General features: G+C 45.7%; 19 protein-coding genes and 1 riboswitch. Of the genes, 8 read left to right on the top strand and 11 right to left on the bottom strand.

The features are described from left to right. Window positions 1–86: 86 nt before the first annotated feature. The 4 genes from metH to L2D08_RS10920 form a co-directional block, all read right to left on the bottom strand. Complete coding sequence (gene metH, locus L2D08_RS10935; RefSeq protein WP_242233809.1) at window positions 87–3,530, bottom strand: methionine synthase; 3,444 nt, start codon at window positions 3,528–3,530, stop codon at window positions 87–89. Next, window positions 3,511–5,370, bottom strand: a complete 1,860-nt coding sequence (locus L2D08_RS10930; protein WP_242233808.1) for a bifunctional homocysteine S-methyltransferase/methylenetetrahydrofolate reductase — start codon at window positions 5,368–5,370, stop codon at window positions 3,511–3,513. The genes metH and L2D08_RS10930 overlap by 20 nt, the downstream gene beginning before the upstream one ends. 92 nt (window positions 5,371–5,462) lie before the next feature. Then, window positions 5,463–5,567: riboswitch (SAM riboswitch) on the bottom strand. 88 nt (window positions 5,568–5,655) lie between these two features. After that, a complete protein-coding gene (locus tag L2D08_RS10925; protein WP_242233807.1) occupies window positions 5,656–6,288 on the bottom strand; it encodes an SdpI family protein in 633 nt (210 codons plus the stop codon). Beyond that, on the bottom strand, window positions 6,285–6,560 hold the full coding sequence (locus tag L2D08_RS10920; protein WP_242233806.1) for an autorepressor SdpR family transcription factor: 276 nt from the start codon (window positions 6,558–6,560) through the stop codon (window positions 6,285–6,287). The genes L2D08_RS10925 and L2D08_RS10920 overlap by 4 nt, the downstream gene beginning before the upstream one ends. Window positions 6,561–6,679: 119 nt before the next feature. Here L2D08_RS10920 and L2D08_RS10915 point away from each other — a divergent pair, with 119 nt between their 5' ends. Beyond that, complete coding sequence (locus L2D08_RS10915) at window positions 6,680–7,750, top strand: nitric oxide synthase oxygenase (protein WP_242233805.1); 1,071 nt, start codon at window positions 6,680–6,682, stop codon at window positions 7,748–7,750. An 87-nt stretch (window positions 7,751–7,837) separates the two neighbouring features. Here the strand turns inward: L2D08_RS10915 and mreBH are convergent, their stop codons facing one another. Further along, window positions 7,838–8,845, bottom strand: coding sequence for a rod-share determining protein MreBH (gene mreBH, locus L2D08_RS10910; RefSeq protein ID WP_242233991.1), 1,008 nt, complete (start codon window positions 8,843–8,845; stop codon window positions 7,838–7,840). A gap of 194 nt (window positions 8,846–9,039) precedes the next feature. Further along, window positions 9,040–9,543 (bottom strand): acyl-CoA thioesterase, encoded by a 504-nt coding sequence (locus L2D08_RS10905; protein ID WP_242233804.1) that lies wholly within the window; start codon window positions 9,541–9,543, stop codon window positions 9,040–9,042. 152 nt (window positions 9,544–9,695) lie between these two features. Here L2D08_RS10905 and argF point away from each other — a divergent pair, with 152 nt between their 5' ends. Beyond that, window positions 9,696–10,649 carry an ornithine carbamoyltransferase gene (gene argF, locus L2D08_RS10900; protein WP_242233803.1) on the top strand — a complete coding sequence of 318 codons (954 nt, stop codon included), beginning with the start codon at window positions 9,696–9,698 and terminating at the stop codon, window positions 10,647–10,649. Window positions 10,650–10,884: 235 nt separating this feature from the next. Further along, window positions 10,885–11,745, top strand: a complete 861-nt coding sequence (locus L2D08_RS10895; protein ID WP_242233802.1) for a LysR family transcriptional regulator — start codon at window positions 10,885–10,887, stop codon at window positions 11,743–11,745. 130 nt (window positions 11,746–11,875) lie between these two features. On the opposite strand, the gene L2D08_RS10890 is transcribed toward L2D08_RS10895, so the two are convergent. Both L2D08_RS10890 and gltB read right to left on the bottom strand, forming a co-directional pair. Further along, window positions 11,876–13,354, bottom strand: a complete 1,479-nt coding sequence (locus tag L2D08_RS10890; protein ID WP_242233801.1) for a glutamate synthase subunit beta — start codon at window positions 13,352–13,354, stop codon at window positions 11,876–11,878. Between the two features lie 17 nt (window positions 13,355–13,371). Further along, window positions 13,372–17,964, bottom strand: a complete 4,593-nt coding sequence (gene gltB / locus L2D08_RS10885) for a glutamate synthase large subunit (RefSeq protein ID WP_242233800.1) — start codon at window positions 17,962–17,964, stop codon at window positions 13,372–13,374. A gap of 129 nt (window positions 17,965–18,093) precedes the next feature. On the opposite strand from gltB, the gene gltC reads away from it, so the two are divergent. Next, a complete protein-coding gene (gene gltC, locus L2D08_RS10880; protein WP_242233799.1) occupies window positions 18,094–18,999 on the top strand; it encodes a glutamate biosynthesis transcriptional regulator GltC in 906 nt (301 codons plus the stop codon). 38 nt (window positions 19,000–19,037) lie between these two features. Here gltC and L2D08_RS10875 read toward each other — a convergent pair whose 3' ends face one another. Both L2D08_RS10875 and L2D08_RS10870 read right to left on the bottom strand, forming a co-directional pair. Then, window positions 19,038–20,267, bottom strand: a complete 1,230-nt coding sequence (locus L2D08_RS10875; RefSeq protein WP_242233798.1) for an aminopeptidase — start codon at window positions 20,265–20,267, stop codon at window positions 19,038–19,040. 54 nt (window positions 20,268–20,321) lie between these two features. After that, window positions 20,322–20,768, bottom strand: coding sequence for an RrF2 family transcriptional regulator (locus L2D08_RS10870; protein WP_242233797.1), 447 nt, complete (start codon window positions 20,766–20,768; stop codon window positions 20,322–20,324). Window positions 20,769–20,933: 165 nt separating this feature from the next. Here L2D08_RS10870 and hmpA point away from each other — a divergent pair, with 165 nt between their 5' ends. After that, the gene (gene hmpA / locus L2D08_RS10865; RefSeq protein WP_242233796.1) at window positions 20,934–22,133 is read left to right on the top strand and encodes an NO-inducible flavohemoprotein; all 1,200 of its coding nucleotides are present in this window, start codon (window positions 20,934–20,936) and stop codon (window positions 22,131–22,133) included. A 40-nt stretch (window positions 22,134–22,173) separates the two neighbouring features. Here hmpA and L2D08_RS10860 read toward each other — a convergent pair whose 3' ends face one another. Next, entirely contained in the window at window positions 22,174–23,544 is a 1,371-nt protein-coding gene (locus L2D08_RS10860; RefSeq protein ID WP_242233795.1) for a putative bifunctional diguanylate cyclase/phosphodiesterase, read from the bottom strand. Window positions 23,545–23,749: 205 nt separating this feature from the next. On the opposite strand from L2D08_RS10860, the gene motA reads away from it, so the two are divergent. The 3 genes from motA to L2D08_RS10845 all read left to right on the top strand — a co-directional run bounded on the left by motA (window position 23,750) and on the right by L2D08_RS10845 (window position 25,925). Beyond that, on the top strand, window positions 23,750–24,553 hold the full coding sequence (gene motA, locus L2D08_RS10855) for a flagellar motor stator protein MotA (protein ID WP_242233794.1): 804 nt from the start codon (window positions 23,750–23,752) through the stop codon (window positions 24,551–24,553). Continuing rightward, window positions 24,540–25,301 carry a flagellar motor protein MotB gene (gene motB / locus L2D08_RS10850; RefSeq protein ID WP_242233793.1) on the top strand — a complete coding sequence of 254 codons (762 nt, stop codon included), beginning with the start codon at window positions 24,540–24,542 and terminating at the stop codon, window positions 25,299–25,301. Before motA ends, motB begins: the two co-directional genes overlap by 14 nt. A gap of 105 nt (window positions 25,302–25,406) precedes the next feature. Beyond that, window positions 25,407–25,925 (top strand): type 1 glutamine amidotransferase domain-containing protein, encoded by a 519-nt coding sequence (locus tag L2D08_RS10845; RefSeq protein WP_242233792.1) that lies wholly within the window; start codon window positions 25,407–25,409, stop codon window positions 25,923–25,925. The last annotated feature ends 108 nt before the right edge of the window (window positions 25,926–26,033 follow it).

The following is a 26,033-nucleotide window of genomic DNA, read 5'->3' as shown; positions in this document are numbered from 1 at the left end:
GGACGGCTTTTCAAGTGTTGAGCGAGAGATGTTAACGGTCGAAAAGCATATATCGACTGTTAGTCCCTCCTTCACGGGTTAAAGTTTTAATGAACGTTAAAATAACGGGCATCCGGATGAGCAAAGACAATGGCGGAAACGGATGCTTCCGGCTCCATCATAAAGCCTTCCGTTAAATGAACACCGATTTCCTCCGGCTGGATCAGGCCAAACAGTTTTTCCTGGTCTTCAAGGTTCGGACAAGCTGGATACCCGAATGAAAAACGCTGGCCCTGGTATTTGGCCGCGAATCGTTCACGCATCGTAAAGTCAACAGGATCCGGGAAGCCCCATTGGTCGCGCATTTCCTGGTGAATACGTTCGGCAAAGCCTTCTGCGAGCTCAAGCGCGGTGGACTGAAGGGCGTGGCTGTCTAAAAACCTGCCTTCCTCGCGCAGCTTAACGGCCGCATTCCGTACACCGAAGCCGGCTGTTACCACGAAAAAGCCAACGTAATCCATTTCGCCGCTTTCGACTGATTTTACGTAGTCAGCCAGGCAGAGGAACGGCTCTTTTTCCTGGCGCGGGAAAGTGAATCGTTCGATTTCCGTTTTCGCATCCGCCGGGTCATAAACAATTACATCATCACCTTGAGACTGTGCCGGGAAAAATTGATACACGGCTGCTGTTTTTAAGGTGCCCTGGTTCAAAAAGCCTGTCACGGTTTCATGAAGCTGAATCGCTTTTTCATTTTTTTCTTCGAGCAGCTTTTTCACATTGCCTTTCATGCCGAGATGATGGCCGATTAATGTCTGCATGTTCACATACGGCTTCAAGTGTGAAATTGCGTAATCCTTCAGCACGCGGCGGCGTGTATCACGAGGAACAAAAACAGGAACGTCTTCACGGACTGTTTTTACCGGTTTCGGCGCGACGGCAACAGCCTGCTCTTTTCGTTCGTCGCGGTACGCTTCAACCGCTTTTCGTTTTTCTTTTTTCTCCTCAAGCTCCTGCAAAAGCGTCACTTTTTGTTCAGCATTTTGCAGGCGGTTGGCAATATCAAGCCCATCCATCGCATCTTTGGCATACAAAACCGGCCCGCTGTATTCCGGGGAAATTTTTGTTTCGGTAAACCGGCGTGACAGAGCGGCGCCGCCAACTAAAATAGGGACATCAATATCTGCTGATTTAAAATCCTGGGCAGTAATCACCATCTGCTGGGCGGACTTAACAAGTAGTCCTGACAGGCCGACCATATCCGGCTTTTCTTTACGAATCACGTCAATCAATGCCTGTGGTGTTACTTTAATGCCTACGTCAATTACTTTAAAGCCGTTGTTGCTTAAAATGATATCGACGAGGTTTTTACCGATGTCATGTACATCACCTTTGACGGTAGCCAAAATAACTTTACCTTTTCCTGTATCGTCTTCTTTTTTCTCCATAAACTGCTCGAGGTAAGCAACGGATGCTTTCATGACTTCTGCACTTTGCAGAACCTCGGCCACAATCAGCTGGTTGTCGTTAAACAGCCGGCCAACTTCGGCCATTCCTTTCATGAGCGGACCGTTAATGATATCAAGCGGATCATCGTACATACCGCGTGCTGCTTCAAGATCAGGCAGAAGGCCTTCTTTTGTACCTTCAACTACGTAATAGCTTAACCGCTCCGGCACGGTTTTCGGTATGTCTGCTTCTTTTTTCTCTTTTTTTCTGTCACGGTAAAAGTCAGTGAACACCGCAAGCGTTTCGTCGGTTGTTGTAAACAGCAAATTATCGGCAAGCTTGATTTCTTCTTCTGGAATCGAGGCATACCGTTCGAGCTTTTCCGTGTTAACAATCGCATAGTCAAGACCTGCCTGCGTACAGTGGTACAGGTACACGGCGTTCAGCACTTCACGGCCGACAGGAGGAAGGCCGAATGACACGTTACTTACGCCGAGAACGGTTAAGCATTTCGGGAGCCGTTCTTTAATCAGGCGGATCCCTTCAATGGTTTCAACAGCAGATCCGATATACTGCTCGTCACCTGTGCCGACAGGGAAGACGAGCGGGTCAAAAATAATATCTTCTGGTGCAAGTCCCCATTTTTCTACAAGCAAATCATGTGAGCGAATGGCGATCTCCAGCTTGCGTTCACGCGTAACAGCCATTCCTTCTTCATCAATCGTGCCAACCACTACTGACGCACCATACTTTTTCACAAGCGGCATCACCGCGTCAAAGCGTTCTTCACCGTCTTCTAAGTTAATCGAGTTAATAATGGCTTTACCTTGTGAAAATTTCAATGCTTCTTCAATGACTTTTTCATCGGTAGAGTCGATCACAAGAGGGACTTTCACTTTTTTAACGACTTCTGCCATAAATGCTTTCATGTCGTCCAGCTCTTCGCGGTCAGGGTTAGCCAGACAGATGTCAATGACATGGGCGCCGCCTTTCACCTGTGCCCGGGCAATTTCAGAAGCTTCCTCGAATTTTCCTTCGACGATGAGCCGCTTGAACTTACGTGAGCCGATTACATTTGTCCGCTCACCAATGAAAAGGGGACGCATAGAATCGTCATATAAAAGCGGCTCAATACCTGAAACAGCATGTCCGTGTGGATGTTCAGGCGATACGCGCGGCTGTTTATCCTTGACCGCTTCCCGCATAACCCGGATATGTTCAGGAGTTGTACCGCAGCAGCCGCCGACGATATTCAGCCAGCCTTTATCGGCGAAAGCCGACAATTTTTGCGCCAGTGAGTCTGGTGATTCATGATAACGGCCTTCCTCATCGGGAAGACCGGCATTTGGATAACAGCTTACATAGCTTGTCGCAAGGTCTGACAAAGAACGAATATGATCGGTCATAAACTCAGGGCCAGTGGCGCAGTTTAAGCCGACAGAGAGCGGCTTAATATGCTCAATTGAAATGTAAAAGGCTTCAATATTCTGTCCGGCAAGCGTCGTGCCCATTGGCTCAATGGTGCCTGAAATCATCACCGGAAGCTCCACGCCCGCTGCATCAAAAGCGCGGCGGATGCCAAGTGTGCCGGCTTTTACATTCAGCATATCCTGGCTCGTTTCCATTAAGATCAAATCCGCGCCGCCTTCAATCAGCGCTTTTGCCTGCAGCTCAAAGTTATCAACGAGCGCGTCAAAGGTAATACCACCGGTGACAGACAATGTTTTCGTTGTCGGTCCCATTGCGCCGGCGACAAAGCGGGGCCAGTCTGGCGTTGAAAATTCGTCTACGGCTTTTCGGGCAATTTGTACGGCGCGCAGGTTGATTTCGTATGCTTGATCACCAAGGTCGTACTCATCTAATACAACCGGAGTGCCTCCGAATGTATTCGTCGCAATAATGTCCGCGCCCGCTTCTAAATATTCGCGGTGGATACGCTCGATCACGTCCGGTCTTGTGAGGACAAGATTTTCGTTGCAGCCGTCATACTCTTCGCCGCCGAAGTCCTCTGGTGTTAAATCCGCATTTTGGAGCATTGTCCCCATTGCGCCATCAATGAGGAGGATGCGTTTTTTCAGCTCTTGTTCAATAAGATGTGTGGTCATAAACAGCCCCGCTTTCTTTCTGTGCATCAAGTTCTTTTATAAAGTGAATCAGTTCAATTGACATGTCATAGCGTAAAAATGGTGTAATCAAGTACAAGCCGTTAAACAAGCTGGCTGCTGTCTCAATCAATTCCTTGGCAATTTGAACGCCTTCTTTTGCAGACGCTTCGCGGTCTTCGCCGCAGGCACGCATACGCTCAAGCGTTTCATCCGACAGCTTGATTCCCGGTACTTCGTGATGTAAAAACTCGGCGTTCCGCATATTGGTCAGCGGCATAATACCGATAAACACCGGTGTTGATAAATGCTTTGTTGCCTCATATACTTCAACAATTTTTTCTTTTGTAAACACCGGCTGTGTAATAAAGTAGTCTGCACCACATTCGATTTTTTTCTCCATCCGCTTAACAGCGCGGTCCAGTACGCGGACATTCGGGTTAAAAGCCGCAGCAACGGAGAAGTTGGCTTTCTTTTTCAGCGGTTTACCAGAAAAAGAAATCCCTTCGTTTAATTGTTTAATAAGCTGAATAAGCTCTAGGCTTGAAACATCATATACACTGGTCGCGCCCGGGAAGTCGCCGACCTTTGTCGGATCGCCTGTAATCGCGAGAACATCATGAAGACCGAGCGCATCGAGACCCATCAAGTGGGATTGCAGGCCGATTAAATTGCGGTCGCGGCACGTAATGTGAACGAGAGAACGAACATCATGCTTCATTTTTAGCGTAGCACCCATCGCCATGTTGCTGACGCGTGGGGAAGCAAGAGAGTTATCTGCCATCGTCACGGCATCAATGCCTGTTTTATAAAGTGCGTTCGCACCTTCGATGAACTTGTCCGCTACAAGTGTTTTAGGTGTATCAAGCTCAACGATAATGGTGCGCTCTGTTTTCGCTTTTTCACAAATGGAGACATCCGTCGCCGGTGCCGCTTCTTGAATAATAATGGGTTTTTTCGTTTGTACTTTTTTCTCTGTCAAAGGAGGAAGGCCGGCAAGGCGTTTTTTCGCCGCCTCAATATGTTTCGGTGTTGTGCCGCAGCAGCCGCCAATTAAGCGGACACCTTCGTTGCGAAGAAGAACAGCCGCCCGTCCGAAATAGTCGGCTTCTGATTCATAAACAATCCGGCCATCTTCTACATCCAGCAGGCTCGCATTCGGATAAGCGGAAAGAAATGCTTTGCTTGGCAGTGTGACTTCTTCAAACGCCTGAATCGTATGATAAGGACCGAGACGGCAGTTGACACCGACCACGTCCGCTCCGATGCCTTCAAGCTGAGAAAGAGCATTATTTAAAGTCAGTCCATTTTGCAGAACACCTGGCTCATGCATGGATACTTGGGCAATGATCGGCACATTGCTCATTTGACGAAGAAGCTTTACAGTATCGGTCAATTCTTCAAAATCATAATATGTTTCAAGCAGCAGTCCGTCCGGATCTCCGGCTAATAAGCTTTCAGCCTGCTCGCGTACAGAAGCGAGAATTTCATCATTGGTCGCTGTACTTTTACGGATGCCGCGGATGCCGCCGATTGTGCCAAGTACAAACTGGCCGCCCGGAGCAGCCGCCCGTTTCGCGATACGCAGCGCCGCTTCGTTTAATTCACGTACACGGCTTTCCATTCCATACCGGGAAAGCTTTAAAGCATTCGCGCCATACGTATTCGTTTGAATAACATCCGCTCCGGCTTGAATGTAGTCGCCGTGGATTTTTTCAATGACTTCCGGCTTTTCCGTGTTCAGTTCTTCATAGCAAAAATCGATTCCATAAGAATACAATAATGTACCCATCGCTCCATCGGCAGTCAGCACGCTTGTTTTTAACTTGTCGAGCAGTGTCATGGCGCAGCATCCTCTCTTATACTGAATAATAAAATAAAAAAAGCCTTCTTAACGGCAAGAAGGCTTTTCAACATGTATGTGTTGTCCGTTCCTTCTCATCTTCCAGACCGTTTCAGTCTGCTGGATTTAGCACCTGACCGTACGGCTGGTTGCTGAAGCGTCATCGGGCCAGTACCCTCGGCTTCTCTTGATAAGAATGAGTTTATAAAATTGCAAGAATAATTAAAAATATCATATCGTCTCTGTACCATCCAGTCAAGAGCAATTTTCGCTAAAAGGGACTGGTTAATGATGGCTTTTCTTAAATAAAAGATATGATTGTAGATAAGGGATAGAGACAATTAAAATGACCACACTAATCAGTGTCGGTATTTTTACAGCAGCCGGCAAAAGAGCCGATGCCATCAGCACAAGCCCACCTGTAACAAACAGCCATCCGCCGGTGCGGTGTGTTTTGGTCCAAATACGGTCGTCTGCAAGCGTCCAGGGTGTCCGAATGCCGACAAAATAGCTGGGACGCATACGGGGCATGTAATTTCCAATAATCATAAAAAGAGCGCCGATCAAAAGAGAAACAGCAGTATCCATATGCACTTCATAGCCAAGCCCATTTGTGAGCAGCAGGAGATGAATGACGAAAATAAGAGTCAGTGAGGCATTGGTGATAATCGAATAGCTGCTTTGAAACTTAGCGTAATTTTGCCGGCGCGGATCTATTTTGGGGAGAAGCTTAAAAAGACCGCCAATCAAAAGAATCATCGCGGGACCGAAAAAGGCGCCAAACCATTTTGAAGAATAGCCATCGGCTTCTCCGGAGGATCCCCAATGTGTTGCGACTTGATCCGGCAGGTAGGGAAATGCAGCAATACTGGCAAAAGAAGCAAGTAACACGATCATCCAAAAGAAACGATTTTTCATTTTTCTTTCTCCTTTCCAGATACCGTCAGCATCCAGGAAACAATATCCTGAAAAACGGTTGTATTGAGTGAATAAATAATGTGCTGGCCCTTCCGTTCAGACAAAACAAGTCCGGCATTTTGCAGCGTGTGGAGATGGTGGGAAATACTCGGTTTGGTCATTTGAAAATGCTCTGCAATGTCACCGGCTATCATATCCTGTTTTTTCAGCAGCTCGATAATAGAGCGCCGGGTGGGATCAGAGAGAGCCTTAAATACAAGGGTGGCAGACATGAACAGCCTCCTTATTTAGATTATTGTCTAACTATCTAAATTATAACCGGATGACACCAAATGTTCAAGGTCACAAAGCCTGCATACTGGTATAATTTTGATAAAGAGAGGGATCGAGCATGAACAAAACACGATGGCAGAAAGCAAAGCAATTTATTATCGACTTTTATCAGGAAACAAGCCGGCCGGGTGAGGAAGCGAAAGCGAGGCTCGAGCAGGTTTACTGTGAAATAGAAGAGTTGGGTACATACACACATACCTTTGAAGAATTGGAGTATGGGGCGAAACTTGCATGGCGGAACAGCAACCGCTGTATCGGCCGGCTGTTCTGGCAGACGCTCCATGTGTTTGATGAACGAACTGCCGAAACAGCGCTGGATGTGTTTCGTGCACTTGAGCGGCATGTTGTTTTTGCTCACAATGACGGTAAAATCCGGCCGGCCATTACAATTTTTCGGCCGGATCAACAGGAACAAAAAATTCGAATTTGGAATCATCAGCTGCTTCGCTATGCGGGGTATGAACATGCCGGGGATCCACATTCCCGCACGCTGACCGAAAAGTGTGAGTCGCTCGGCTGGCGGGGAAAAGGAAGTGACTTTGATCTGCTGCCCTGGATCGTCCAAATCGGCAGCAATCCTCCCGTCTGGCAGGACGTTCCTAAGAAATGCCGGGTGGAAGTGGACCTTGTCCATCCGGACATTCTGTCTTTTAAAGAATTGAAGCTTAAATGGTACGCGGTTCCGGTCATTTCAGATATGCGGCTTGAGATTGGCGGTATCGACTACCAAGCTGCGCCGTTTAGCGGCTGGTATATGGGCACGGAAATCGGTGCGCGTAATTTGGCCGATGAAAACCGGTACAACCGGCTGCCGGCTGTGGCGGACGTGATCGGACTGGACACGCAGTATGCTTCCTCCTTATGGAAAGACCGGGCTCTTGTAGAGCTGAATGTTGCTGTTCTTTACTCGTTTAAACAAGCCGGGGTTACCATTGTCGATCACCATACGGCAGCGAGACAGCACCGCATCTTTGAACAAAATGAAGAAGCAGCGGGCAGAAGAGCAACGGGAGACTGGGCGTGGCTTGTTCCGCCCGTATCTCCCGCTGCCACCCATATTTTCCATCGCACCTATGATAATACGATTCTGTCACCAAACTTTTTTTATCAGGCTGCTCCCTACCAATAAAAGATGGACAGCTTGTATGGAATAGGCCGAATCTGAAACGACATGTTTAAACAAAACAGGCTGCCGAAAATGGCAGCCTGTTTTTGATTATGATGTTACTTTTTGTAGTTTTTTGAGAACATGAAGCGAACGTCCTGTTCCAATCGCTACGGATTCAAGCGGATTTGGCGCTAAATGAACCGGTACGATAATTTCCTGCGCCAGCCATTCCTGAAGGCCATTTAAAAGCGAGCCGCCGCCGCTGATCACAACGCCGCGGTCGACAATGTCACCGCTCAGCTCTGGAGGGGAGGATTCCAGCGTAACGCGGATCGTTTCCAGGATGGCCATAAGCGACTCACGCAGTGCATTTTGAATCTCATAAGAGCTGACACGTACTGTTTTTGGCAGGCCGGTTACAAGATCACGGCCGCGCACATCCATATGAAGTTCATTGTGCTCAACCGGCGCATAGCCAATGTCCATTTTTATTTTTTCCGCTGTTCGTTCACCAATTAACAAATTATATTCCTTGCGAATATATTGAATGATGTCTTCGTCCAGTTTATCACCAGCAAGGCGGATTGAATTGCACGTAACAACACCGCCGTACGAAATAATCGCTACTTCTGTTGTCCCGCCGCCGATATCAACAATCAAATTTGCAATGGGTTCTTCTACCGGAAGGTCCGCGCCAATTGCGGCTGCGACCGGTTCTTCAATCAAGTGTACCGTTTTGGCACCGCTTGATTTAATGGCATCTTGAATCGCCCGGCGTTCTACACCTGTTGCGCCGGATGGTGTGCACACCACAACCGTTGGCTTGCGGATCGTAAATCCAGCCGCTTTTCCCGCTTTTTTCATTAGTTCTTTTAACATTTCAGAGGTTACATCAAAGTCAGCAATTACTCCATCTTTCATCGGGCGCACAGCGGCAATCCGCCCGGGAGTTTTTCCGATCATTTCTTTGGCGTCCGCGCCAACCGCAAGTACTTTTTTCGTATCCATATCAAGGGCTACAACAGAAGGTTCATTTAAAATGATGCCTTTATCTTTGCTGTAAACGAGCAAATTTGCTGTGCCCAAATCAATACCGATTTCAGCTTGTCCCAACATAGTATCCATTCCTCCAAACGGCATTTTTTCGCCTGCGCCCATTATAAGAAAGAAGGGAAACACCCGTACATGGGACAAAAAGATGAATCTTTGTATATTACAGTCATGACAACAAAAAAAGCCGCTCTTACAGGGAGAAAGAGCGGTCTTGTTACGAAAACTTAAATTTTGTTACGAAAAAGAGGGTACAAAGGTCATACCTTTTTAAAAAAGGCAGCTAGTTCTTTACTATGATCTTTTCTGGATTTCCGATGCGCGGCCCGGGCAGGTGCTGTTTCAAACAGCCATTTTTCTTCTTCTGTCTCCGGTATAACCTCGCCGACTTCCACCGGCTTGCCGTTTTGATCAATCGCAACAAATGTTAAAAAAGAAAGAGCCGCCACCTCTTTATCACCTGTAATGAGATTTTCAGAGGTTACCCGGACGAAAACTTCCATACTCGAACGGCCTGTATACGTAACCATGGCCATCAGTGTAACCGTATCGCCTACTTTAATCGGCCGTATAAAGTCAACAGAGTCCGTAGAAGCAGTGACAGTCGGATTGCGTGCAAAGCGTGTTGCGGAAATAGAAGCCACGTCATCAATATGAGCCATTAATTTTCCGCCGAATAGCGTACCGTAATAGTTCGTATCCGGCGGGAATACTTGAGCGGATTTTACCGTGATCGTATCTTGCATTCGTGTTTTCTTTCTCATCCTTTATCACCTTTTCCTTCCGTAAAGAGTATACATGAAGAGAAAGTTTTTAGAAAGAAAAGCAAAAAAATTGGGAAAGAGGTTGTATTTTAATTCTAGATAGTGTATAAATATAAATATAACAACGGTGACGGCACGTCGGGGTGACTTTTATGATCACGATAGAAAAAGTAAAAGAACTCGATTTAAAAGGAAAAGATTTCTTGAAACTTCTCGATTTCAGCGCAGAAGAAGTAGAAGCACTGATCGTTCTGGCTGACGATATGAAAAAACGAAAAGAAGCTTATTTTGATGCTTTAAAAGGACAGATTCTCGGTATGATTTTCGAGAAAAATTCCACTAGAACGCGTGTCTCATTTGAAGCAGCCATTCTTCAGCTTGGCGGCAACGGCATGTTTTTAAGCTCAGACCAGCTGCAAATCGGCCGTGGTGAAACCATTGAAGACACGGGTAAAGTGTTATCAGGATACCTGGACGGGATTATGATCCGTACGCACGGACATGACCGAATCGAAAAGCTGGCAGAAGCAGCATCGGTTCCGGTTATTAACGGGCTGACTGATTTATACCACCCATGCCAGGCGCTGGCTGATTTATTGACGGTATATGAGCTTAAAGGAAGCTTTAAAGGCAGCAAAATGGTGTATATCGGCGACGGCAATAACGTTGCTCACTCTCTAATGATTGGCGCTGTAATGATGGGCATGGACTTTGCTTTAGCAGCACCGAAAGGGTACGAAGCAGACAGTACAGTCATTCAAAAAACAAAGGAAATTGCCGCTCAAACAGGCGCAGTCGTTACTTTTACAGAAGATCCGGCTGAAGCTGTGAAGGGAGCCGATTTTATTTACACGGATGTCTGGACCAGTATGGGGCAGGAAGAAGAGTCTGCTCTTCGATTGGAAGCTTTTGCGCCGTATCAGGTGAACGAAGCACTGCTTGCCAAAGCGAACCCAGAATGCAAGTTTATGCATTGCCTGCCAGCGCACCGCGGGGAAGAAGTGTCTGCCGGCGTGATGGACGGAGAAGCGTCTGTTGTGTTCCAGCAAGCTGAAAACCGCATGCATGCTCAAAAAGCAGTTCTGTACAGCTTAATGAAAAAATAAACACGTCTCTTGTTCAGCGGTTATCGGAGAACGGCTGGACGCAACGAGATACTTACTTTCAGCTGTTATTGGAGAATAGCTGATCCCTTTAAAACAAAACAAAGCATTCAGATGTCATTGGAGGACACCTGAATGCTTTTTGTTTGCCTTCAATTCCCTTTTTCCTTCTTAATCATGCTAAAATAGAAACAGCTAATAAAAAGTGAAAAGCAATCACGTATGATGGTGGGCGGATATGGAACAAAAATTAAAGGTTTTTTTAACTGTAGTAAAGCATATGAACTTTTCAAGAGCAGCAGAAGAGCTGTTTATCACCCAGCCGGCTGTAAGCCAGTATATTAAGTCATTTGAAGAAGAGCTTGGCATTAAACTAATTGACCGAACGAACAAAAAAATCCGTTTGACGAAAGCAGGCAGCCTTGTTGCTTATTACGGCGGGGAAATTTCTACGCTAAATGATAAGATGAAGCAGGCAGTGGAGGATTTAGCCGGTGAAGTAAAGGGGAAGCTTGCTGTTGGCGCAAGCTATTCGTTTGGGGAATACATTTTGCCGCACATTGTAGCGGATTTCCTCAATAAGTTTCCTTCTGTTGATCCCTATATTACGATTGGGAACACGCAGGAAATTGCTGAAAAGGTCATCCATAATGAAATTGACCTTGGCGTTGTGGAAGGAACAGTGGCTTCAGACAAGCTCATTGCTGAAAAAATTGCCTCCGATAAAATGTACGTGATCAAGGGAAAAAAAGAAAACAGTGAAAAACGCGTTCATTTAAATGAAGAAACATGGATTGTCAGGGAGCAGGGGTCTGGCACAAGAGAAGCGTTTGACTGGTTCGCCGCGAAAAACGGCATTCGGCCGGCTAAGATTTTGGAATTTGGCAGCACGCAGATTATTAAAGAAGCAGTTGAAGCAGGACTGGGAGTGGCGCTTTTGTCGGAATGGACGATTAGAAATGAGCTGGAGCTTGAGAAGCTGAAGATTGTAGGCGGCGGGAATTTGTATTATGAACGGAATTTTTATGCGATCATTCCAGACGCCCCTTTTATGACGAAAACAGCAGAAACCTTTTTACACTATTTAAGACGGGACTAGCGGAAGCTGGTTCTTTTTTTATACGCATATATGGCTCATACAATTGCTGTGACAGCGTAAAGAAGGCCTTCTACTCTGTAGTAAATATGAAAAAAGCTGCCTCTTGGTAAGAGGCAGCTTGGAGAGCTGATTAAGGAAGCTTTGTTTCACCCATAAGGAAGCGGTCTGCTTCACGTGCAGCTTCGCGCCCTTCATGAATCGCCCAAACAACAAGGCTTTGTCCACGGCGCATATCGCCGGCCGCAAAAATGCCTTCTTCGTTTGTTGTGTATTTGCCGTATTTCGCAAGTACAGTATTGCGTGCTGTTGTATCTACACCGAAGTGGGAAGCAAGCGGCATGTCTGTTCCACTGAAGCCAATTGCTACAAGCACAAGCTCAACAGGCCACACTTGCTCACTTCCGGGAATTTCTTCCATTGTATAGCTGCCATCTTCAAGATACGTTTTTTCCATACGAACCGTATGAAGTTCTTTTAATTTACCATGCTCATCCGCTACAAACTTTGTTGTCGCGATCAAATATTCACGTGGGTCTTCACCGTAAACAGCAGCTGCCTCTGCATACGCGTAATCCAATTCAAATACATTTGGGTACTGTGGCCACGGGTTGTTTTTAGTGCGTCTCGCAGGTTGGGCTTCGTGCTTGCCGAATTGAACAACGCTTTTAGCGCCTTGGCGAATCGCTGTTGCCACACAGTCAGCACCTGTATCACCACCGCCAATTACGATGACGTTTTTGCCTTCTGCAGAGATTACCCCTTCCTCAGACTCATTCAACAAGCCTTTAATGCTTCTTGTTAAATAATCCATCGCAAGGTAAATACCTTCTGAGTCACGGCCTTCAATCACAATGTCACGGTGTGTTTGCGCGCCTGCACAAAGAATTACCGCATCGTATTCTTCTTTCAGCTGTTCTTTTGTAATATCTTTACCTATTGTTGTGTTCACAACAAACTCAATACCTTCATTTTTGAGCAGGTTAACGCGGCGTTCAACCGTTTCTTTTTCAAGTTTCATAGAAGGAATACCGTACATAAGCAAGCCGCCGATACGATCGTCGCGCTCAAATACTGTTACAAGATGACCGGCTTTGTTCAGCTGGTCTGCTGCGGCAAGGCCGGCAGGACCAGAACCAACAACAGCTACACGTTTGCCAGTGCGGCGTTTAGGTGGATTTGGTGTAATCCAGCCTTCTTCAAATCCTTTATCGATAATCGCTTTTTCAATTGATTTAATGGCAACGGCAGGATCAGTAATCGCTACTGTACAAGATCCCTCACACGGAGCAGGGCAGACACGGCCCGTGAACTCTGGGAAGTTATTTGTTTTCAGCAAACGATCCAGCGCTTCTTTCCAGCGGCCGCGGTATACAAGATCGTTCCACTCTGGAATCAAATTGTAAAGCGGACATCCGGACGGTGTACCTCCGATCATCTGGCCAGTGTGGCAGAAAGGAGTCCCGCAGTCCATGCAGCGGGCTCCTTGAATTTGCAGTTCTTTTTCCGGAAGCTTTGTCGTATATTCTCTCCAGTCTTTTACCCGTTCAGCCGGGTTGCGCCCTGGAGCTGTTTTGCGTTCATATTCGATAAAACCGGTAGCTTTCCCCATCAATTCATTCTCCTTTCTTACGCGTTCTCAACGACTGGCATTTTTTTCTCTGTAAATGCTGCGTACTTCGCATCAGCCGTTTTCATTCCCTGCTGTTCATAGTAAGAAATAGATTTCATCATTTCTTTGTATTCGTAAGGGATAACACGGATAAAGTGGTGTTTCTCCGTTTCCCAATTTTCAAGAATAGAACTGGCAATCGGACTGCCTGTCCATTGCAGGTGACGTGTAATCAATGTTTTTAATTCGTTTTCTTCTTGTAAGCCGTCCAATGATTCTGTCAGAACCATTTCACGGTTGACGAGGCTTTCAGTACGATCACGCTCCGGCGCGTACAGGTAAGCAATACCACCGGACATACCTGCTGCAAAATTGCGGCCAGTTGGACCAAGAATCACAACGCGTCCGCCGGTCATGTACTCACAGCCGTGATCCGTTACGCCTTCAACGACAATATCGGCACCGCTGTTACGAACAGCAAAACGTGTTCCGGCACGGCCGTTAATAAACGCTTCACCGCTTGTTGCACCGTATAAGTTTACGTTTCCGCAAATAGCGTGTTCATGCGGTACAAGGTTTGCATCGCTGTGTGGACGAACAACAAGGCGTCCGCCTGAAAGACCTTTACCGAAGTAATCGTTCGCGTCTCCATTCACTGTAAACGTCAAACCTTTTGGAAGGAAAGCGCCAAAGCTTTGTCCAGCCGAGCCGTTGAATGTGAATTGAACGGTATTGTCTGGAAGGCCTTCCGCACCGTGTGCAAGTGTTACAGCGGAACCGGTAATCGTACCAGCCGCACGATCGGTATTGATAATATCAAATTCAGCCGCAACAGCTTCTTTGTTTTCAAGCGCTGGGCGAACAGCGTCTAATAGAAGACGGCGGTCAATCGTACGGTTCAGCTTGTAATCTTGATCTGTTGTTTTATATTGTTTCTGGCCCGGCTTAAGCGGCGTCATGTAAAGAAGAGGGAACAGATCCAAGTATTTCGCTTTCGGATGCTGATCTTTTCTTGCATGCGGCTTTAATACTTGTTTTTGACCAATCATTTCATCAATTGTACGGAAGCCAAGCTCAGCCATCAATTCACGGATTTCGCGTCCCACGAATGTCAAGTAGTTCACTACGTGGTCGGCATCACCCATGAATTTTTCACGCAGTGCCGGGTTTTGTGTCGCAACGCCAACTGGGCATGTATCCATATGGCATACGCGCATCATCACGCAGCCAAGAACAACAAGTGGAGCTGTTGCAAAACCGAATTCCTCGGCACCAAGAAGGGCAGCAATCACTACATCACGGCCGTTCATAAGCTTTCCGTCTGTTTCAAGTGTTACTTTTTCACGCAAACCGTTCATAAGAAGAGTCTGGTGTGTTTCAGCCAAGCCGATTTCCCACGGAAGGCCGGTGTGCTTAATACTTGTTTTTGGCGAAGCACCTGTACCGCCTTCATAGCCGCTGACAAGAATAACATCTGCCAAGCCTTTTGCAACCCCGGCTGCAATTGTACCGACACCTGTTTTGGCTACCAGCTTCACGTTGATACGCGCTTTATGGTTCGCATTTTTCAAGTCATAAATAAGCTGCGCCAAGTCCTCAATTGAATAAATATCATGGTGAGGAGGAGGAGAAATCAAGCCGACACCTGGTGTAGAACCGCGTGTTTCCGCGATCCATGGATATACCTTTTTACCAGGCAGATGGCCGCCTTCGCCCGGCTTTGCGCCTTGGGCCATTTTGATTTGAATCTCAGATGCTGTATTTAAGTACTCGCTTGTCACACCGAAACGGCCGGAAGCAACCTGCTTAATCGCACTTGAACGGATATCTCCGTTTACATCTGGTGTATAGCGGTCTGAATCCTCGCCGCCTTCACCGCTGTTGCTTTTTCCACCCAGGCGGTTCAAGGCAATAGCCAGTGATTCATGGGCTTCTTTACTAATAGAACCATAAGACATGGCACCGGACTTAAAGCGTTTAAAGATACTTTCAAGTGGTTCAACTTCATCGAGCGAAACCGATGGACGGGCAGTGAAATCTAAATCTAGCAATCCACGAAGGAACATAATATTTTCTTCGTTTACAAGCTCTGAGTATTCTTTATAAAGCTCGTAGTTATTTGTTCGTGCCGCATGCTGGAGCATGTGGATCGTTTTTGGATTAAAGGCGTGTTTTTCACCTGTGCGTCTCCATTGGAATTCACCGCTTGAATCAAGAGTCGGGTCTGTGAATTCACCTTTACCGAATGCGTCGTGATGGCGGACAAGCGTTTCTTGAAGTACCACATCAAGCGTAATACCGCTTAGCGCTGTTGTCGTGCCTGTAAAGTATGTTTCGATTACTTCGCGTCCAATACCGACTGCTTCGAAAATTTGTGCACCGCGGTAACTTTGAACGGTGGAAATCCCCATTTTCGCCATTACTTTAATGATGCCGCTTGTTGCTGCGTAGTTGTAGTTTTTCTCAGCTTCTTCTGTTGTCATGCCTGGAATTGTTCCGTCTGCTACCATTGAGCGGAGGGAAGCAATCGCAAGGTATGGGTAAATCGCATCTGCGCCGTAGCCAATCAAGCAGCAGAATTGATGTACGTCACGTGCTTCTGCTGTATCAAGCACAAGGCTGACATTTGTACGGCGTCCGTTTTTGATTAAATGCTGATGAATACCGCTCACAGCAAGAAGGGCAGGGACCGCTGCTTGTTTGTTTGTTACGCCTCGGTCTGACAAGATCAGAATAGATGCGCCACTTTCAATTGCTGCATCTGCCTGTTTATACAAAGCTGTCATTGTATCGGCCAAATCTACTTTTTCTTTCGTATTAAATAGAAGAGAAAGAGTAGCTGTTTGGAATGCAGGATTTTGATTCTGTACGATTTTATTCCATTCTTTTTCGCCAAGAATCGGTGTTTCTAAGCGAATACGACGGCTGTTTTCGGCTGAAGGAGCCAAAATGTTTCCTTCATTGCCAAGAAGCGTCATCATGGATACAACGTTATCTTCGCGAATCGCATCGATTGGCGGGTTCGTTACTTGTGCGAACAGCTGTTTAAAATAGTTGTATAAAAGCTGTGGACGCTCAGACAAAACAGCAAGCGGTGCATCATAACCCATTGAACCGATTGGATCGGTTTTTTCTGTCGCCATTGGGGCAATTTGTTTTGTCAGCTCATCGAACGTGTAGCCGAATGCTTTATGAAGGTTCAGCATTTCTTTTTCAGTAAAAGCTTCTTCCTTTGCACCAGACGCATCTTCAAGGTCCGTAATGTGCACTAGGTTTTGATCAAGCCATTCACGGTAAGGCTCTGCTGTTGTGATTTCCTGCTTGATTTCTTCGTCAGAAACAATGCGTCCTTCCTCTAAATCAACAAGTAGCATTTCACCAGCGCTGACTGTTTCTTTTTTCACGATGCGTTTTTCATCTACTTCAATCGTACCTACTTCAGATGAGTAGATAATATGATCGTCATCTGTTACGTAGTAACGAGCCGGGCGCAAGCCATTACGGTCAAGGATTGTTCCGATTTTGCGTCCATCTGTGAAAGAAATAGAGGTTGGTCCATCCCATGGCTCCATTAAGCAGCTGTGGTATTCATAAAAAGCAAGCTTTGGATCTGCCATATGCGGATCGCGGTCCCATGGTTCCGGAATCAGCATCATCGCTGCATGCGGAAGGGAGCGGCCTGAAAGTGTTAAAAATTCGATGGCGTTATCAAGCATTGCCGAGTCACTGCCGTTTGTATCGATAACTGGCAGAAGGTCTTTGTATTGATCGCCAAACAGTTTAGAATAGCCGGCTTTCTCACGCGATTGCATCCAGCTTACATTTCCGCGGTTTGTATTAATTTCACCGTTGTGAATTAAATAGCGGTACGGATGCGCACGTTCCCAGCTTGGGAATGTGTTTGTACTAAAACGCGAGTGAACAAGGGAAAAAGCAGATTGATAGTCTTCTTTTGCCAGATCAACATAATACTGATCGATTTGTTCAGGCGTCAGCATTCCTTTATAAATAATGGTCCGTGTTGAAAAGCTTGGGATGTAGAATGAGCCTTTTACATCTGGGTTATTTCCGATCTCATTTTCGACACGTTTTCTCATTACATAAAGCGCACGTTCAAAATCTTTTTCTGTTTCGTGCTTTTTGCTTTTTTCGACAAATAGCTGCATCACATAGGGAGCGATCACAAGCGCTTCTGGTCCAGCTGCTTCCGGGTTAACCGGAACGTCACGCCAGCCAAGCAATTTTAAGCCTTCTTCGTGAAGAATTAATTCTGTTTCTACTTGAATTTGCTCACGTTCTTTTTCGTTTTGTGGTAAAAAGAACATACCGACTGCATAATCATATGGAGCAGGTAACGTAATGTTTAAATTTTCGCACTCTTTACGGAAAAAATCATCGCAGATTTGCAGCATAATTCCTGCGCCATCGCCAGTTGTTCCGTTTAAGTTTCCGCCGCGGTGTTCCAAACGGCAAAGCATATGAATACCATCCTGCACAATTTTGTGGGATGGACGACCTTTTATATTTGCAATAAAACCGATACCGCAGGCATCATGTTCATTTTTCGGATCATATAAGCCCTGTTTTTCTGGGTAACCGTATAGATTCATGTTGTGCACCTCCGCGTTCAAATCATCTTTTTCTGTTATATTTATTGTAGGGTTCAGAAATGATACAATCAATATATTATTAATCAGTTATTGATCTCAAAATGATATGAGTCAGGAGTGTGGATGAAAATGGAAATGAGACAAGTGAAATACTTCATGGAAGTGGCGCGCCAGGAACATATGACGGAAGCCGCTTTTCATCTGCATGTTGCGCAGTCTGCTGTCAGCCGCCAAATTGCCAAGCTCGAAGATGAACTTGGCGTTGAGCTTTTTTTGCGCGAAGGACGCAGCGTCCGCCTGACCCATGCAGGGCGTATTTTTTACGACCATGCTCTTGTGGCGATGGAAGCGATGGATAAAGCAGTAAAAGCAATTGAAGATTATTTAAACCCGGAAGCCGGCAAAATCCGCCTTGGTTTTCCGAATTCCTTAGCCACAAAAACATTGCCCCGTGTCATTTCTGCTTTTCGAAATCAATACTCGGATGTTGGCTTTGATTTTAAACAAGGTTCCAACCGGGAACTGCGTGAACGCGTGGAAAAGGGGGAAATCGATCTTGCCTTTGTATCACCTGTTCCGGAGCCGACGGCTGAAATCAACACACATGTTTTTTTCTCTGAGCACATGAGAGCCCTTATTCCGACTCACCACCGTTTAGCTAAGCAGTCGTCGATTAATCTTCGTGACTTGGTGGACGATCAGTTTGTCTTGTTTCGTACAGGATATGATATGCGGGCACTTGTTCTTGATGCATGCAGAAAAGTAAATTTCGAACCGTCTGTGGCTTTTGAAAGTGAGGATATTTATACGATTAAAGGGTTAGTGGAAGCAGGGCTTGGTGTGAGTCTCCTGCCAGAAACACTGCTGATTGACCAAACGCCGGTAGGGACTGTCAGTATTCCGGTCAGCGTGCCGCGTGTGACCCGGACTGTAGGGGTCATCATGACGAAATCAAGGATGCTGCCGCCGTCTGAGAAGCTGTTTTATGAATTTTTGATTAAATATTACAACCGGTTAAACGAATTTAGCTTTTAAAAAAAGATCCCGAGAACCCCGGGATCTTTTTTTAGCCATTATGCCCAGTTGCCGTTGCGGAAAACCGCTTCACGTGTGCCGTCTGCTTTAATACCGTCAATATTCATTTCAGCAGAACCGATCATAAAATCAACGTGAGTGATGCTCGTGTTTAAACCGTTTTTCTCGAGCTCCTCCTGCGACATTCCCTTGCCGCCTTCAATACAAAATGCATATGCACTGCCGATCGCAAGGTGATTGGATGCATTTTCATCGAAAAGCGTGTTGAAAAACAGGATACCTGCATTGGAAATAGGGGAGTCATGAGGAACGAGTGCCACCTCTCCAAGATAATGCGAACCTTCATCTGTATCGATCAGCTGCTTTAATACTTCTTCACCCTGCTCGGCCGATACATCCACGATTCGTCCATCCTTAAACGTAACTGTAAAGCCATCAATAATATTGCCCGCATAGCTGAGCGGCTTTGTTGCTTTTACGTATCCGTTCACACCGGTTTTAACCGGGACTGTGAAAACTTCTTCGGTCGGCATATTCGCCATGAAGCTATGGCCCTGCTCATTTATACTGCCGGCTCCGACCCATAGGTGCGTGTCTGGCAGATCAATCGTTAAGTCCGTGCCGGGCGCAGTATAATGAAGCGTTTTAAAATGCTGCTTGTTTAACTCTGTGACTTTTTCTACAAGGCGGGCATCATGGTTTTTCCAGGATTGAACAGCATCCTCATGATCCGCACGTACCGCTTTAAAAATGGCGTCCCATAGGGCTGGAACCCGATCTTCCTGTGGAAGATCCTCAAATACTTTATCGGCCCAATCCTGTGAAGGAGCTGCGATGACCGTCCAGCTTACTTTGTCTGACTGAATGTATTCGCGGTACTTTTTCATCGCTGTGCCGGCCGCTTTCTGATAAGCCGCAATCCGTCTTCCATCGACGCCTTTTAACAAGTCCGGTCCGGACGAGACGATCGACATAAAAGCAGCGCCTTCTTCGGCAAGTGATTCCATCATTTGTTTGTTCCATGCTGGAAACTCATGAAAAGCCTCTTCGGGTGCAAGCATGTATTTTAATCTAGATACTGTGTCATCGCTCCAGTCTACATATACGTGCTTGGCACCCGCCTGGTAAGCTTTTTCTACGATTAAGCGGACAAGCTGTGCTGAATCAATAGCTGCACGCACAACGAGTGTTTGTCCTGGCTGAATATTCACGCCGGTTGTGACTGCAAGCTGCGCGTAATTTTGGAGCTGTTCCTCGAAAGTTTTCATCGATATTCTCCTTTGCCTATGTAATATAGACAGTTTATCAAAAAAGGTGATTACTTACATAATAGAAGCGTCGGATTCCAAAAAGATACGGAGCATATCCTTGTCTGCTAAAAAGTCATTTAGCGTATAACGATCCAGTACCGCAAGAAAGGCCTGCAGTGCTTCCGCAAATACGTGGCGCAGTCCGCAAATTGGAGTGATCGAGCAGCGGCCGGGATCAACAAAGCATTCAACAATGTGAAAATCATCCTCGGTTTTCCGGACAACTTCACCGATATTAATATCAGAAGGTTTTTTTGCCAGGCGGATACCGCCATTTCGCCCCCGGATTGTTTCGATATAGCCGAGCTTGCCTAATTCATGCGTCACTTTCATTAAATGGTTTTTTGAAATATTATACGCATCGGCAATTTCTTTTATATTAGATAGTTCTCCTTCTTCTTTTGCTCCAAGAAAAACAAGCATGCGAAGCGAGTAGTCTGTATAAAGGGTTAGTTTCATCGTTCTCACCTGTCCTATAGGTCTATTATGTCATGTAAGGAGAAATTTGTGCAATTGTGAACGTTTTTTTAAACATACTTTTTAATATTGTTTTTCAGGGACAGGTGGCGTATAAATAAGATGTATTAAAAATGTATCTTTTAAAAAGACCCAGGGGGAATTATTGTGCTATCACAAAAAACAATCGATATCGTTAAATCAACTGCTCCTATTTTGGAAACACACGGTGTTGAAATCACAACTTATTTCTATAGAACGATGTTTGAAGCCCACCCCGAGCTGCTCAATATTTTTAATCATGCCAACCAGTCGAAAGGACGTCAGCAAACGGCTTTGGCCAATACAGTTTATGCTGCAGCCAAGTACATTGATCAGCTTGAAGTACTGCTTCCGGCTGTTAAACAAATTGCCCACAAGCATCGCAGTCTTGCCATCAAGGCCGAACATTATCCGATTGTAGGGGAATATTTGCTGAAGGCGATCAAAGGCGTGCTCGGCCAAGCGGCGACAGACGACATCATTAATGCATGGGCAGAAGCATACGGGGTTATTGCTCAAATATTTATCGATGTAGAAAAAGAAATGTATGACCAGGCAGAACGGCAGCAGCATGGCTGGAAGGATTTTAAAGAGTTCGTGATTCAAAGAAAAGTAAAAGAAAGCTCATTGATTACTTCCTTCTATTTAAAAGCAAAGGACGGCGAGCCTGTGCCGGCTTATCTGCCAGGACAGTATATTACGATTCGGACCTCCATCCCTGGAGAAGAGTTTTTAGTGAACCGCCAATACAGCTTGTCACAAGCACCTGGGTCCCATTCTTTCCGCATTTCTGTCAAACGGGAAGCCGATCAGAATCCGGAAGGAAAAGTGTCTGTTTACCTTCATGACCAGCTGCAAGAAGGCGATACATTGGAAGTCAGTGCGCCAGCCGGTGATTTTTATTTAGAACAAGGCACACAGCCTGTGGCGCTTATTGCGGGCGGAGTAGGGATCACACCGATGATGGCAATGCTTGGCTCGATTGCACAAAATGAACCAGACCGGCAAACGGTTCTGATTCAAGCGGCACGAAACAAAGAGGCACGTGCATTTGAAGAAGAAGCGGCGGAACAAATAAGTCGTCTTTCCAATGGAAAGATGTACGTGGCTTATGAAGAGAAAAAAAATGAGTCGGATGTATGTGATGTAACCGGCTATATTAGTAAAAGCTTTTTACAAGATGTTCTTGATCCGCAAAGCACCTGCTATGTATGCGGTCCGGTGCCGTTTATGCAAGCTGTCGTTCGCCATTTAACCGAGCTTGGCTTCAGCGAGCAAAATATCAAATATGAATTTTTCGGGCCGGCAATGGCCTTGCAGGCATAATGAAAAAGCCGCAGCTTCCAACATGGAGGCTGCGGCTTTTTTAGGAACCATATTTTTTTTCCGTAAAATAAGCATCCAAAACATCAGGAAGCTCAGGCCGGCTGATTAAATAACCTTGAATGGAGTCGCAGCCCAGCCTTTGCAGCACGTTCATCTGCTCTTGTTTTTCCACGCCTTCTGCCGTAACGGACAGCCCGAATAAGTTTGCCAGCTGAATAATCATTTCAACAAGTGCTTTGTCTTCAAAAGAAGTATGAATTTCGTTAATAAAGGACTTGTCGATTTTAAGTGTATCAATCGGAAGGTTTTTCAAATGCGTCAGTGATGAAACGCCTGTTCCAAAATCGTCCAGTGAAATGGTAATGCCTTCTTTTTTCAGCAGAGTGATAATACGGCAGGCATTTTGAAAGTCTTCCATCACTGCTGTTTCCGTTATTTCCAGTTCAAGAAACCGGGCATCCAGCTTACAGTCATGAAGAATATCATGAATCATTTCAGGCAGCCGGTCTGATAAAAACAGCGGTGCAGAAATATTAACAGCCACTCGCTGAAATGTATGATTCGTTTCTGACCATTTTTTTATCTGACGGCAGGCTTCCTGTAAGATCCATTTTGTTAAATCGAAGATAAATCCGTTTTTTTCAGCAACCGGAATAAATAAAGCAGGTGATACTGTACCGTGAATCGGGCTGTTCCAGCGAATAAGTGCTTCAACAGAATCAGCCTTTCCACTGTGAATGCTCAATTTAGGCTGATAACACAAGAAAAATTCGCCGTTTTGAAGAGCGCTTCGGAAGCTCATAGCCAGCTGAAGTTCGAGGTCCTGCCGTTGAAAAGACGTATTGTACAGCACAAGATTGTTTTTTCCATGATGCTTTACATGGCGCAGAGCCCGCTCAGCATGAAGTAAAAGCGTGTGGCCGTTCCTTCCATCCTCGGGAGCCAGGGCAACACCTGCTGAAAAAGTAAGGTGAACTGGGGCGCCGGAAATATAAAATGGGCTTTGCAGGGAAAGAAACTGGTCAGCAAGCATCGTCTGAATTTCCTCGCGGCTGTATGTGCCGGGTATAGCGAGCGCGAATTTATTTCCTTCAATACGGGCGGCGAGACTATGGGCAGGGGCGGAAAACGCAAGTCGCTCTGAAAACTCAACCAAAACACTGTCGCCGCTTTCATAGCCGTATTTTTCATTGATCCAATTGAAATTATCAAGATCAATGACTACAACGGCAATTGGGAGATTGAGCGGTGTAGTCCGGGCTTCGATAAACTGTTCGAGGCTGCGGCGGTTTGGAAGATTTGTTAATAAGTCTGTCCGCTTTCGGTGAAAAGCATATTTTTTACGCTGGAATCTAAACAAAATAATTAAAATAACGACAAATGCAAAGAAAAGAAAGAATGATAGATTCATAAATGAAAACCTCGTATAAATTAAGTTGATTGGGATTAGTTTAGCAAAAGGATGTAAAGCTGGTGCTAAAGTTTTATTAAGTTTAGCCTAAAAAGAATGCCAGTGTAACACTTCTGTCATTCTTTTCTTTGTCGAAACGTGTAAATTATGGCTGAACCTGCCGATATAAAGATCAAAGTATATAGAAGTAAGGAGCTAATGTATTGTGGATAAAACATCTCTTGTTGGTATTATTCTAGCTATTATTGCCGTCGGAGTCGGCATGATCGCCAAAGGAGTAAGCCCCGCTGTTTTAATTAACCCGGCCGCGTTTTTAATTATTATTCTTGGAACAGTGGCAGCTGTAACAATTGCTTTCCCCGGTTCAGAATTGAAAAAAGTGCCAAAATTATTCGGTATTTTATTTAAGGACCAAAAAAGAATGACTCCTCAGGAAGTGATCGGCTTGTTCACAAGCTGGGCGGAGCTTGCCCGTAAAGAAGGATTATTATCTCTCGAAACAAAAATGAACGATATTGAGGATGACTTTTTAAAAAATGGTATGAACCTTGCAGTAGATGGACAGAGCGCAGATTATATCCGCGATGTATTAAGTGAAGAAATCGCCGCGATGGAAGACCGCCATACAGCGGCGGCTGCTATTTTTACACAGGCGGGCACGTACGCACCGACACTTGGGGTGCTGGGGGCAGTAGTCGGCTTGATTGCCGCGCTTGGCAACATGAGCGACACAGATGCGCTCGGCCATGCCATTTCTGCTGCATTTGTGGCAACGCTGCTTGGTATTTTTACAGGGTATGTATTATGGCATCCATTTGCAAATAAGCTAAAGCGAAAATCATCGATGGAAGCGAAAACAAAGGAAATGATGATTGAAGGCATTCTTTCGATTCTAGAGGGAGAAGCGCCGCGCGTTCTGGAACAAAAGCTTGCTTCCTACCTGCCTGCGGATGAAAAGAAAAAACTATTAAATGCCGATGGAGGGGGATTAGGAGATGGCCAAGCGTAAACGCCATAAAAAGCATGAAGATCATGTAGATGAATCGTGGCTCATCCCGTATGCGGACTTGCTGACACTCCTCCTCGCTCTTTTTATCGTTTTGTTTGCAAGCAGCTCCATGGATGTGCAAAAGTTTCAGGCCATTGCCTCAGCTTTTAATAATGAGCTTGAAGGAGGCAGCGGCGTTCTTGATTTTCCAAGCCCCGTTTCTGATCCATCGATGACAGAAACGGAAGAACAAGAGGAAAACTTAAAGGCAGCCGATAAAGAAGAGCTCAAGGAAATGCAGAAAAAAATGACCGATTATATAAAAGAAAATAACCTTGAGGACAAAGTAGAAACAGCACTTAACGGCGAAGGGCTGCTGCTTCGTATTCGGGATAATGTTTTATTTAGTTCCGGTGACGCAGAAATCCAGCCGGATCAGCTTGCAAGCGCCCGCGATATTTCAAAACTGCTTGTCATGGATACGCCGCGCAGCATTATTATCAGCGGTCACACAGACAATATGCCGATCAAAACCGCTCAGTTTGATTCGAACTGGGAGCTGAGCGCGATGCGGGCTGTGAACTTTATGAAAGAAATTTTAAAAAATAACCAGCTTGATCCGCGGCTTTTCAGTGCGAAAGGCTACGGTGAATACCAGCCGATCGCGTCGAACGATACGGCTGAAGGGCGGGCCCAAAACCGCCGTGTTGAAATTTTAATTTTGCCGCAGGGCGAAACGGAGCAATCCGTCAGTTCTTCGGCAGAATAACAGAAAGAGCCTCGCTCTTTCTGTTTTTTTTGTTTAAAGAAAATCGGGCAGGGTAAACCTAAAACGTAAATTATTTGAACTAGTGTAATCGGAAAGGAGCACGTTATGAGTAAAAAAATTGCCGTACTTATTACAGACATGTTTGAGGATGTGGAATACACAGAACCTGCTAAAGCATTCCAGGAAGCTGGTCATGAACTGATAACGATTGAAAAAGAAGCAGGAAAAACGGTTAATGGAAAACAGGGAGAAGCGTCCGTTTCGATCAATAAAGGGATTGATGAAGTCAATTCCTCCGATTTCGACGCCCTGCTGCTGCCAGGTGGATTTTCCCCGGATCAGCTGCGTGCGGATGACCGCTTTGTACAATTTACAAAAGAGTTTATGGACGCAAAAAAACCTGTTTTTGCGATTTGCCATGGACCGCAGCTGCTGATCACAGCGAAATCACTTGAAGGACGCGATGCGACAGGATACAAATCCATTCAAGTTGATATGGAATACGCCGGAGCAAAGGTTCAGGACAAAGAAGTAGTGGTCTGCCAAAACCAGCTTGTCACAAGCCGTCAGCCAGACGATATTCCAGCATTTAACCGTGAGTCTTTAAAACTATTGTCCTCGTAAAAAAAGCCGCTTAAGCGGCTTTTTTTTTGGGGAAAATGGTCGTTTTTTTTTAAGTAAAATGTATAATAGGTTATAAGGACTATTATATTTTGCTTATTTTTGAGGGAG

The sequence above is a fragment of the Domibacillus sp. PGB-M46 genome (assembly GCF_022668875.1).
GTDB lineage: Bacteria > Bacillota > Bacilli > Bacillales > Domibacillaceae > Domibacillus.
This window is presented reverse-complemented; position numbering and strand designations above follow the sequence as displayed.

Coding starts and splice junctions, on each gene's coding strand:
- gltB (WP_242233800.1), bottom strand. CDS start 17,964: ATGAATCTATACGGTTACCCAGAAAAACAGGGCTTATATGATCCGAAA.
- argF (WP_242233803.1), top strand. CDS start 9,696: ATGATCACGATAGAAAAAGTAAAAGAACTCGATTTAAAAGGAAAAGAT.
- L2D08_RS10905 (WP_242233804.1), bottom strand. CDS start 9,543: ATGAGAAAGAAAACACGAATGCAAGATACGATCACGGTAAAATCCGCT.
- metH (WP_242233809.1), bottom strand. CDS start 3,530: ATGACCACACATCTTATTGAACAAGAGCTGAAAAAACGCATCCTCCTC.
- L2D08_RS10915 (WP_242233805.1), top strand. CDS start 6,680: ATGAACAAAACACGATGGCAGAAAGCAAAGCAATTTATTATCGACTTT.
- mreBH (WP_242233991.1), bottom strand. CDS start 8,845: ATGTTGGGACAAGCTGAAATCGGTATTGATTTGGGCACAGCAAATTTG.
- gltC (WP_242233799.1), top strand. CDS start 18,094: ATGGAAATGAGACAAGTGAAATACTTCATGGAAGTGGCGCGCCAGGAA.
- L2D08_RS10925 (WP_242233807.1), bottom strand. CDS start 6,288: ATGAAAAATCGTTTCTTTTGGATGATCGTGTTACTTGCTTCTTTTGCC.
- L2D08_RS10875 (WP_242233798.1), bottom strand. CDS start 20,267: ATGAAAACTTTCGAGGAACAGCTCCAAAATTACGCGCAGCTTGCAGTC.
- L2D08_RS10845 (WP_242233792.1), top strand. CDS start 25,407: ATGAGTAAAAAAATTGCCGTACTTATTACAGACATGTTTGAGGATGTG.
- L2D08_RS10930 (WP_242233808.1), bottom strand. CDS start 5,370: ATGACACTGCTCGACAAGTTAAAAACAAGCGTGCTGACTGCCGATGGA.
- motB (WP_242233793.1), top strand. CDS start 24,540: ATGGCCAAGCGTAAACGCCATAAAAAGCATGAAGATCATGTAGATGAA.
- L2D08_RS10895 (WP_242233802.1), top strand. CDS start 10,885: ATGGAACAAAAATTAAAGGTTTTTTTAACTGTAGTAAAGCATATGAAC.
- L2D08_RS10860 (WP_242233795.1), bottom strand. CDS start 23,544: ATGAATCTATCATTCTTTCTTTTCTTTGCATTTGTCGTTATTTTAATT.
- L2D08_RS10870 (WP_242233797.1), bottom strand. CDS start 20,768: ATGAAACTAACCCTTTATACAGACTACTCGCTTCGCATGCTTGTTTTT.
- L2D08_RS10890 (WP_242233801.1), bottom strand. CDS start 13,354: ATGGGGAAAGCTACCGGTTTTATCGAATATGAACGCAAAACAGCTCCA.
- L2D08_RS10920 (WP_242233806.1), bottom strand. CDS start 6,560: ATGTCTGCCACCCTTGTATTTAAGGCTCTCTCTGATCCCACCCGGCGC.